10 protein-coding genes are annotated in these 8,840 nt (G+C 63.3%); 4 read left to right on the top strand and 6 right to left on the bottom strand.

Annotation, left to right across the window (positions count from 1 at the left end):
• Positions 1 to 61 precede the first annotated feature (61 nt).
• The gene (gene holA, locus ACV4UY_RS16180) at positions 62 to 1,129 is read left to right on the top strand and encodes a DNA polymerase III subunit delta (RefSeq protein WP_491608589.1); all 1,068 of its coding nucleotides are present in this window, start codon (positions 62 to 64) and stop codon (positions 1,127 to 1,129) included.
• Here holA and ACV4UY_RS16175 read toward each other — a convergent pair.
• A complete protein-coding gene (locus tag ACV4UY_RS16175) occupies positions 1,026 to 2,258 on the bottom strand; it encodes an MFS transporter (RefSeq protein ID WP_491608588.1) in 1,233 nt (410 codons plus the stop codon). The two genes, holA and ACV4UY_RS16175, sit on opposite strands and share 104 nt — an antisense overlap.
• Positions 2,259 to 2,447: 189 nt before the next feature.
• Positions 2,448 to 3,170, bottom strand: coding sequence for a tRNA (guanosine(46)-N7)-methyltransferase TrmB (trmB, locus tag ACV4UY_RS16170; protein WP_491608587.1), 723 nt, complete (start codon positions 3,168 to 3,170; stop codon positions 2,448 to 2,450).
• 285 nt (positions 3,171 to 3,455) lie between these two features.
• Here trmB and ACV4UY_RS16165 point away from each other — a divergent pair, with 285 nt between their 5' ends.
• Positions 3,456 to 3,794, top strand: coding sequence for a hypothetical protein (locus ACV4UY_RS16165; RefSeq protein ID WP_491608586.1), 339 nt, complete (start codon positions 3,456 to 3,458; stop codon positions 3,792 to 3,794).
• A 95-nt stretch (positions 3,795 to 3,889) separates the two neighbouring features.
• On the opposite strand, the gene ACV4UY_RS16160 is transcribed toward ACV4UY_RS16165, so the two are convergent.
• Both ACV4UY_RS16160 and rnhA read right to left on the bottom strand, forming a co-directional pair.
• Positions 3,890 to 4,102: an HP1242/YdcH family protein gene (locus ACV4UY_RS16160; RefSeq protein WP_491608585.1), complete on the bottom strand. Its 213-nt coding sequence runs from the start codon at positions 4,100 to 4,102 to the stop codon at positions 3,890 to 3,892.
• 208 nt (positions 4,103 to 4,310) lie between these two features.
• Positions 4,311 to 4,817 carry a ribonuclease HI gene (gene rnhA, locus ACV4UY_RS16155; RefSeq protein ID WP_491608584.1) on the bottom strand — a complete coding sequence of 169 codons (507 nt, stop codon included), beginning with the start codon at positions 4,815 to 4,817 and terminating at the stop codon, positions 4,311 to 4,313.
• Between the two features lie 102 nt (positions 4,818 to 4,919).
• Here rnhA and ACV4UY_RS16150 point away from each other — a divergent pair, with 102 nt between their 5' ends.
• Positions 4,920 to 5,930 (top strand): NAD-dependent epimerase, encoded by a 1,011-nt coding sequence (locus tag ACV4UY_RS16150; RefSeq protein ID WP_491608583.1) that lies wholly within the window; start codon positions 4,920 to 4,922, stop codon positions 5,928 to 5,930.
• Positions 5,931 to 5,967: 37 nt separating this feature from the next.
• On the opposite strand, the gene ACV4UY_RS16145 is transcribed toward ACV4UY_RS16150, so the two are convergent.
• Positions 5,968 to 6,285 (bottom strand): PilZ domain-containing protein, encoded by a 318-nt coding sequence (locus ACV4UY_RS16145; RefSeq protein ID WP_491608582.1) that lies wholly within the window; start codon positions 6,283 to 6,285, stop codon positions 5,968 to 5,970.
• Positions 6,286 to 6,436: 151 nt separating this feature from the next.
• Entirely contained in the window at positions 6,437 to 7,654 is a 1,218-nt protein-coding gene (locus tag ACV4UY_RS16140) for a bifunctional 2-C-methyl-D-erythritol 4-phosphate cytidylyltransferase/2-C-methyl-D-erythritol 2,4-cyclodiphosphate synthase (RefSeq protein ID WP_491608581.1), read from the bottom strand.
• A gap of 288 nt (positions 7,655 to 7,942) precedes the next feature.
• Between ACV4UY_RS16140 and ACV4UY_RS16135 the strand changes: the two genes are divergently transcribed.
• On the top strand, positions 7,943 to 8,758 hold the full coding sequence (locus ACV4UY_RS16135; protein ID WP_491608580.1) for a cytochrome C assembly family protein: 816 nt from the start codon (positions 7,943 to 7,945) through the stop codon (positions 8,756 to 8,758).
• Positions 8,759 to 8,840 lie beyond the last annotated feature (82 nt).

Genomic DNA, 8,840 nt, shown 5'->3' with positions numbered 1-8,840 from the left:
TCACGTCGCGCGAACTCCCCTCCCGACTGCAACAGGGTCCACTGCCCGAGGCCATCTCCCCATGAAACTCACGTCGCGCGAACTCCCCTCCCGACTGCAACAGGGTCCACTGCCCGAGGCCATGCTGCTCTATGGTCAGGAGCAGGGGGTGGCGGCCAGTCATGCCCTGTTGGTCCGGCGTGCGGTGTTGAGCGCCGAGGACGAGGAGATGGACTTCGAAACCCACCACGGCGCGGACCTGGACGTGGGACGGTTCTTGAGCGGCTGCAATGCTTTTCCGTTTTTTGCCAAACGGCGCTGCGTGTTGTTGAAAGATGCCGATCAGCTCACCGCGCCGGGACGGGAGGCGCTGCTGCGTTATCTGAAATCCCCGGCCTCCGGCTCCGTGCTGGTGGTGTTGGCCGGTGCCCTGGATGCCCGCAGTCTCCTGCGCAAGGCCTTCGAGGCCCACAAGAGCGCCTGGTGCATCCCCTATTACCCCCTCGAAGGGCGCGAGTTGATCGGTTGGATCCATGTCGCGCTGCGCGAACGGGGCCACGCGGCGGATGACGAGGCGATCGGGCTTCTGGCCGAGCGGCTCGAGGGGGATGCCCGCAACGCCGCCTCGGAGATCGAGAAGCTCACCCTGTATGTCGGCACGGGCCGCCGGGTCACCGTCGAGGATGTGTTGGAATCGGTGGGAGGGTCCGGCAGCCAGAATGCCTTTGCCCTGACTTCGGCGCTCCTCTCCGGTCGCGCCGGCCAGGCCCTGACCATCCTGGATGGCCTGCTCGAAGCCGGCGAGGAGCCGTTGGCGCTGCTGGCCATCCTGCTCCAGAGGTTGCGGCGGTTGATCCAGGGCGCGGCGCTCCTCGAAAAGGGCGAAACCCCGGAGGCGGTGATCGCCGGCCTGCAAGTCTTCTGGAAGGAGAAGGGGGAGTTCATCGCCCAGACGCGCCAGTTCTCCATGCGTCGTCTGGCCAACGCGTTGTTGCGCTGTCAGGAGGCCGATCGGGATCTCAAGAGCGGCGGGGAGCCGCGTCGGGTCATGGAGCGTCTGGTGATGGGGCTGGCGGGGAGCGCAAATCCCGCATCCGGTGGCCCCGGAGCACGAACAGCAGCAGCACCCCGGCGATCCCCATGGCCGTGAGCGGGAAAATTCCGCCCCGCGCCGCGTCGTAGATCGAGCCGCCCAGCACCGGTCCGATGCTGCGTCCCAGGGCGCTCATCGATTGATAGAGTCCCAGCATCGCCCCTTGGGTGGCCGGGTCGGTGTTGAGGCTGGCCAGTCCGGAGAGGGCGGGGTGGATCAGACCGCTTCCCAGGGCGATGAGGGCCAGGGCGACGAGCATGCCGGTCCAGCTGTTCGGATCCAGGGCGAAGAGTCCGACGCTCACCAGCAGGAGCCCCCCGGAGGCGACCCGTTTTTCGCCGATTTTTGGCAGCAGTCGTCGCACCAGTCCCCCTTGGGTCAGCACGGCCACCACGCCGACAAAGGTGAAGATCCAGCCGGTATGGGTCATGTTCCAGCCCATGAACTCCCGGCCCCAGAGCGGCAGGACCACCTCAAAGGCGGAGAACAGGGTGACGAACAGACCGACCACCTGACAGGCGACCCAGGCGCCGGGGAAGGCGCGGGCCATGGTCCATGGGGTGGCGGAGAGCAGGGGGTGCGCCGGTCGGGTCCGGGCCGTCGGGGTGGTGTCCGCGGTCGGGAGCGGCGCGGGACGGGTCTCCGGCAGGTAGAACAGGGCGGCCAGGGCGTTGAGTCCGGTGACCAGGGCGGCGACCAGGGGTGCGGCCTCGATGCCGAAGCCGGCCAGCCATCCGCCGAAGGCCGGACCCAGGATGAAGCCCAGACCAAAAGCGGCGCCGATGAGTCCCATGGCCTTGGAGCGGTCTTCGATGGGGGAGAGGTCGGCCATGGCGGCCTGGGCCACGGCGATGTTGGCGCCCATCATGCCGGCCACGGCGCGTGCCACGAAGAGAACCCACAAGGTGTTGGCCAGGCCATAGGCCAGGTAGGAGAGCGCCGAGCCGGCCAGACCCAGGATCAGGGTGGGGCGTCGTCCCACCCGGTCGGAGAGCCAGCCCCAGTAGGGGGCGCACACGAACTGCATGATCGAATAGATCGCCATCAACCAGCCGATTTCGGCGGGAGAGGCGGCGAAGCGGGGATCGGTGGCGTAGAGCGGCATGAGCGGCAGCACCATGCCGAAGCCGAGCAGATCCAGAAAGACGGCGGTGAAGATGACCCCCGTGGATGCCTTGCGTTTCATGGGATTCGTGATTGACGCCTCATGCATGCTGTTCCATCCGGGGGTGCATGGCCATGCCGTGGTCCGGATGTTCGGGAGAAGGGCTGAATTTCCGACTATATCGCAAGGCGCCCCCTTTTGTACACACCTGGAATCGGGTTTGCCGGAGGGGCATCCTGGAAGGGTGCGCGCCTGCGATCCGGGCGCGTCTTACGTCCGTCCTTGCCAGGCCAGATGGTGAATGGTCCGACCGGCGGCGACCCCCTTGGTCTCGAATCGGGTCTCGATCCAGAAATCCGGACGCGGGCCGAACCGTTCCGGCGCGACCAGATTGACAAATCCCGGATGGGCCTCCAACACCTCGAACATCCATTCGGCATACTCCGCCCAGTCCGTGGCCAGGGTGAGCAATCCCCCGGGACGCAGCCGTTCGACCAGCAGATCCAGCAGTTCCGGCTGCACGATGCGGCGTTTGTGATGGCGTTTTTTCGGCCAGGGATCGGGAAAGTTGATGATCACCCAGTCGAGGGCGTGTTCGGGAAAGGCGTCGCGCAGGGCCTGCCGGGCATCCTCGGGCAGGATGCGGGTGTTGGTGATCGCGTCGCGTTGCAGACGGCGGAGCAACCCGGCCAACCCTTCCTGGAACACCTCGATGCCGATGAAACGATCCTCGGGGTGTCGCGCGGCCAAAGGAGCGAGAAACTGGCCGTTGCCAAATCCGATCTCCACCACCAGTCGCGCCCGTTCCGGATCCGCGCCGAGAGCGTCGAGCAGTTCCGCGCGACTGTTCGCCCGCGGGGGGAGGTAGAGCGGCAGGGTCTCATCCAGCCAGACCTTCTCGCGCGGGGTGACGAAGCCCCGTTTGCGGCCATGGACCTTGGGTTTCCAGACCTGGGTCGGGTCCGGCATGGAGGGGAGGATGGAATCGGTCACGACGTTTCACTTTCTTGGGTGGCGGTTGATCCGGCGCGGCTGCCGCGCGCGTTCCGGTGGGGTGCTGAACAAAACGGTCAGGCGGCGGATGCCGCGGTTCGAACCAGCCTGATGGGTCGCCCCCATGCCTCGACCGCACGCCTTCCTCGCGGGCGTTCCAGGGCGGTGGCCCGATCACGGGCGTCATGAGGGTTGCCGGCTGCTTGGAAACAGGCTATCATATTCATTTATCGGATAGTTTATGAGGTTTTCGTCGATTCTGGAAGGGATGAGGGGACAATGCGCATGGAATCACCCCAAAGAAAGTCACTTTATTTGAAGGCCAGGGATGCCATCGACTGGCTGGATGAACCCGATGAGGACCCGGAGTCGCAATTCGCCCGGCAGATGTGGTTTGGCTGGCGGTTGCTGGAGGAGAGGCGGCCCCGCGCCAATGCGATGGTGCTGGTGAGCGATGGTCATGATATGGCGCTGGTACGGGTGGATGCCCAGGGGAGTCTGGTGCTCGATGGGGTGGCCTGGATCCCGACCCACTGGTTGCCTCTGCCCCTGCCGCCGGAACCGCTCGAAAGCAAGAGCAAACAGTCGATCTTTCAGAGGAATCGGTTCAGACGCGGTTTGTGATTGCGTGGCGCGACGGGTGGAATCTCCCCGCGCCGGAAGGGGAGATTCCGGCGCGGGTCGGGACTTGAGCCCGGATGGGCTCTGGTGCGGTCGTTTCAGCTGGCGTCGGTATGCTCGGCCAGCATGACGGCCATCAGATCCTTGATGCGCAGCTTCTCTTTCTTGAGACGCTCGATGTCGAACGGATTGCGGGCATGACGGGTTTCGTCGATTTCGTTGCGCAGCGATTCGTGCTGATCGTAAAGCTCACGGAACTTGCTGTTGATTTTCAATAATTCATTCACCGCTTGCAATTGATCCTCAAACATGGATGTCTCCTCGTGCTTAATTGTGTCTTCCTTCATGACCCGGACCAAGGCCGGGTTCACCCCTGGATGGGACCCGGCGTGGGTCCGCGAGGGTTGGTGATCGCGGGTCGTCAACCGTTTCGATGCGGCCCGTTCAACGGGGGTTGAGCCCCTCAGTCATCACCCTCGAATCAAAAATTCATGCATGCTAGACGTGGATGGCACTCTCCTATCCCGCCGGATCCGGCGCCAGGGCGCCGACACGTCCGGATTCGATGGCCTCGCGGGCCAGTTGATCCGCGGCTTCGTTGCCCGGATCGCCCGCGTGCCCCCGGACCCAGCGCCACTCCACCTCGTGTTTTCGACAGACGGCATCCAGGCGTTGCCACAACTCCACGTTGAGCACCGGTTTGCCATCGCTTTTCCGCCAGCCGCGCGCCTTCCAGCCCGGCAACCATTGGGTGATCCCGTTCTTGACGTAGCTCGAATCGGTGTTGATGATCACCCGGCAGGGCCGGTTGAGCGTCTCCAATGCGTGAATGGCCGCCAGGATCTCCATGCGATTGTTGGTGGTCCGCGGCGAGAAGCCGCGGATGTTTTTCGTATGGGATCCATATTGGAGCAGGGCTCCCCAGCCGCCAGGGCCTGGATTGCCGCTGCACGCGCCATCCGTGTAGATCCAAACCGCGGCGGATGAGGCCGTGTCGCGCGGTGTCGTTCGGGTTTCCGTGTCCATGGAAAGCATCGTCGTTGAACGGTTTCATTCCGGTTGAATATCGATTATAGTCTGAACCTCACGGGTTCGATCCTTTATTGAGTCTATCGGAAAGGAAAACACATGGGCAAGGTTCTCGTTACGGGTGCGGCTGGATTCATCGGTTCTCACCTGTCGTTGGCCCTTCTGGAACGGGGTGATCGGGTCGTGGGGCTCGATAATCTCAACGACTACTACGATGTCAACCTCAAACAGGCCCGCCTGGACCGACTGACCCGGCACGAAGGGTTCACCCACGCCAGGCTGGATCTCCAGGATCGCGCCGGCATGGAGGCCTTGTTCGACCGGGAGCGGTTTGACGGGGTGGTCAATCTGGCGGCCCAGGCCGGGGTGCGCTATTCGCTGATCAACCCCATGTCCTACGTGGAGAGCAATCTGGTGGGCTTTACCCATATTCTGGAGGGGTGCCGGCACACCGGAGTCCGGCATCTGGTCTTCGCGTCGTCGTCGTCGGTGTACGGGGCCAACGAAGCCATGCCCTTTTCGGTGCATCAGAACGTGGACCATCCGTTGTCGCTGTACGCCGCCTCCAAAAAGGCCAACGAGCTGATGGCGCACACCTATGCCCATCTGTTCCGTCTGCCGGTGACCGGCCTGCGCTTCTTCACGGTCTATGGACCCTGGGGGCGTCCGGACATGGCCCTGTTCCTGTTCACCCGCGCCATGTTGGAGGGCAGGCCGATCGATGTCTTCAACGAGGGGCGCATGCGGCGTGACTTCACCTACATCGACGACATCGTTGCCGGGGTGGTGAAGGTTCTCGACCACATCCCGATCCCGGATCCCGACTGGACCGGAACGCGCCCGGATCCGGCCTCGAGTTCGGCGCCATACCGGATCTACAACATCGGCAACAACCAGCCGGTGGAGTTGATGGAATACATCGCCGCGCTCGAGGATGCCCTGGGCATGACGGCCCAGAAGAATTTCCTGCCCATGCAGCCCGGCGATGTGCCGGCCACCTGGGCGGATGTGGATGATCTGGAAAGGGATGTGGGATTTCGTCCCCGCACCCCGGTGCACGAGGGGGTGCGGCGTTTCGTGGCCTGGTATCGGGAGTTCTATCGGGTGTGAACGGAGGTCCGACCGTGGCCGAACCTCCGTCTGAGTCTCACTCCTTGATCGATAGCAGATCCTCGGGCGCTCCCTGATAATCGGCGCGCAGGATTTTGATCCCCAGTTTGCCCCGGCTCACGCTCACCACCTGGCAGGGATAGTCCGTGGGGCGTCCGAAAAAGACCACCCGGATCTGTCCTTCGCTGCCCACCGGAATTTCGGGGAGGGTCTCGTCGATATGCACGGCGGCGCCTCCGAAGCCCATGTTCTCAGCCGTACCCTCGATCCGTCGTCCATCATTCAGGGTCAAGGTGACGTTGTTATGAAACGAAAAACGTTCGTGGCGTCGTCTTTGATCGGTCGTTGCGGCCATGATGTATGGATCCTCGAGCAAAATAAATTATGCCAAGATAAATATACCAAATTGTTTGATCGCGCGTAAATGGTTTGCATGCGGATTTTCCGTGACGCGCCAAAACGCAGGATCGCGCGGGGGCGTGCTCTACGCTCTCCCGGAGGGGGCATCACGCCTGGCGTGACAACAACGCCACGGCCTGGGCGGCAATCCCCTCGCCGCGACCGGTGAAACCGAGCCTTTCGGTGGTGGTGGCCTTGATGTTGATCCGCTCCGTCTCGATGGCAAGGGTTGCCGCGATGCTGGCGCGCATGGCCTCGATGTGCGGGGCGATGCGTGGCGCCTGGCAGATGACCGTGGCATCGAGGTTGATCACCTGGAACCCCCTGGCGCGGATGGCCGCGTCAACCCGTGCCAGCAGCACGCGACTGTCCGCCCCCTGGTAGGCGGGATCGGTGTCCGGGAAGTGGTGGCCGATGTCGCCGAGGGAGGCCGCCCCCAGCAGGGCATCGCACAGGGCATGCAACAGCACGTCGGCGTCGGAGTGACCCAAAAGCCCCTGGTCGTGGGGAATGGTGACGCCGCCGAGGATCAACGGGCGTCCGGGGGTGAAACGGTGTACGTCGAATCCCTGGCCGATGCGCGGTTCCATGGGCGAACTCCGGTATGAGAGATGCTTTTCCGCCAGAAGAAGATCTTCCGGGCGGGTGATCTTGAGATTCTCCTCTTCGCCGGCGATGGTGCGTACCCCGATATGGGCCTCTTCCATCAGGGCTGCGTCATCGGTCATCAGCAGGATGCCGGATTCGTGGGCGCGCATGTGCCCGTCGAGCAGCAGACCGTAACGGAACACCTGCGGGGTCTGGATGCGGCGCAGATGGGCCCGGTCCAGGGTTTTGCCGACCCGATCGATACCGTCTATCCTTTTGATGGTGTCATGGATTACAATGGCCGGAACCACGGCCTCGGCCTTGTCCCGCGCCGCGAAGAGCCGATCCAGGAGATCGCGGCTCGGCAGGGGACGGGCGCCGTCGTGAATGCCGACCCAACTGGATCGGGGCAGGTTCAGGCTCAACAGACCCAGACGCACCGAATCCTGCCGTTCCGCCCCTCCGGGGACCGGGGCGAGCAGCTTGGGCCATTCGGCCAGACGCGGACCGAGGATCCGCCGCCAGAGTTCCGCGCCGTCCGGCGCGATGACCGGCAGGATCGCCTCGACCAGGGGGTGGGCATGCAGACGTTCGATGGCGTGGGCGAGCAGGGGTTTTCCGGCCAGAGGGAGATACTGTTTCGGCAGTTCCGAGCCGAAGCGGCTCCCCTGTCCGGCGGCAACCACGATCATGGTCACCGGTTGGGTGGCGGAAGTCTGGGGTGGCGGCTCGGACATGGGCGGCATCCGTGTGCTTGGGATGGTGAGGGAACGGCAGGTCGATCGGTTTCATTCGTAGGGGAAAAGAGCGGCGTCGTCAACGAAGAAAACCGGGTGAATGTTTGGTCTTTCATCATGGCGTCACCAGACTGGCAGGGTACGGGTCAACCCGAACCGTGTTCACGAACTTAAAAGATGGGGGGAGCACCCCCTCTCACCCTCCGATCGTGGAACCTCATCCTGACGGGAGTTCCACGCCAACGATTAGGCGATCGGGTGGGCTACGCGCGCGAGGAACTTAAAAGCATGGAGCTGCATTTTTGGTCGGCCACCGGCATGTATGCCATGGCATCCGCCTGGGTGATCTTTCATCAGTTGCGCGGCCATCGTCCCGAGACGGTGGCGGTCTGGTGGTTGGTATTGGCCGGCTGGGTGATGCAGGGGGTGCCGATGATCCGGGAGTTGATCGGATCGGGTGGTCGGGTGGGGATGAATCTGGCGTTGTCGCTGGAGTGGTCCTCGTGGGTGATGGGACTGCTCTATCTGGCCGGCTGGCGTCTGTTGGGACGCGAGGCGCGGCTGGCCGGGGTGCTGTTGCTGCCGTTGATGGTGCTCACCCTCGGGGGGGCGTTGTTTCTCTCCACGGCGGCCCCCGAGGCGCGCGGCGTGACCGGTCCGCTGTTGATCGGCCATCTGGTGCTGTCGCTGCTGGCCTATGGCCTCTTCACGATCGCGGCGATCTTCGCGTTGATGGATGCGTTTCAGGAGCACGCCTTGAAGAGCAAGCACCTCGGGGCGCTCTTCGAGATGCTGCCACCCCTGAATGCCCTGGAATCGACCCTGTTTCTGATGGTACGCATGGGCTTCCTGCTGCTCACCACGAGCATGGTGACCGGTGCCCTGCACGCCCATGAACAGAAGGGGGTCTATTTCGTCTTTTCCCATAAGGTGGTGTTCACCTGGGCGACATGGCTGGTCTTTGGAGTGCTGTTGGTGGGGCGTCACTATCAGGGGTGGCGTGGGCGTCGCGCGGTCCGATTCACCCTGTGGGGCTATGGTCTGCTGGTGCTGGCCTTTTTGGGGGTCAAATTCGTCAAAGAGATTATCATTATAAATCATTGACTTGTGAAACAGATCCAGAAAAAACGCAAAAAAATGCAATCGATGTGCTTTTTCCTGTTGACCTGCACGCTGGAATTTCCTA

The sequence above is a fragment of the Candidatus Magnetaquiglobus sp. genome (genome assembly GCF_058402785.1).
The sequence above is the reverse complement of the archived record's forward strand: the minus strand, read 5'-3'. Positions and strand labels throughout refer to the sequence as shown.

What these genes read in the sequence shown, in the direction of transcription:
- rnhA (WP_491608584.1), bottom strand. Translation starts at nt 4,817, where the DNA reads ATGGACACGGAAACCCGAACGACACCGCGCGACACGGCCTCATCCGCC.
- ACV4UY_RS16140 (WP_491608581.1), bottom strand. Translation starts at nt 7,654, where the DNA reads ATGTCCGAGCCGCCACCCCAGACTTCCGCCACCCAACCGGTGACCATG.
- holA (WP_491608589.1), top strand. Translation starts at nt 62, where the DNA reads ATGAAACTCACGTCGCGCGAACTCCCCTCCCGACTGCAACAGGGTCCA.
- ACV4UY_RS16165 (WP_491608586.1), top strand. Translation starts at nt 3,456, where the DNA reads ATGGAATCACCCCAAAGAAAGTCACTTTATTTGAAGGCCAGGGATGCC.
- ACV4UY_RS16175 (WP_491608588.1), bottom strand. Translation starts at nt 2,258, where the DNA reads ATGAAACGCAAGGCATCCACGGGGGTCATCTTCACCGCCGTCTTTCTG.
- ACV4UY_RS16145 (WP_491608582.1), bottom strand. Translation starts at nt 6,285, where the DNA reads ATGGCCGCAACGACCGATCAAAGACGACGCCACGAACGTTTTTCGTTT.
- ACV4UY_RS16135 (WP_491608580.1), top strand. Translation starts at nt 7,943, where the DNA reads ATGGAGCTGCATTTTTGGTCGGCCACCGGCATGTATGCCATGGCATCC.
- ACV4UY_RS16150 (WP_491608583.1), top strand. Translation starts at nt 4,920, where the DNA reads ATGGGCAAGGTTCTCGTTACGGGTGCGGCTGGATTCATCGGTTCTCAC.
- ACV4UY_RS16160 (WP_491608585.1), bottom strand. Translation starts at nt 4,102, where the DNA reads ATGTTTGAGGATCAATTGCAAGCGGTGAATGAATTATTGAAAATCAAC.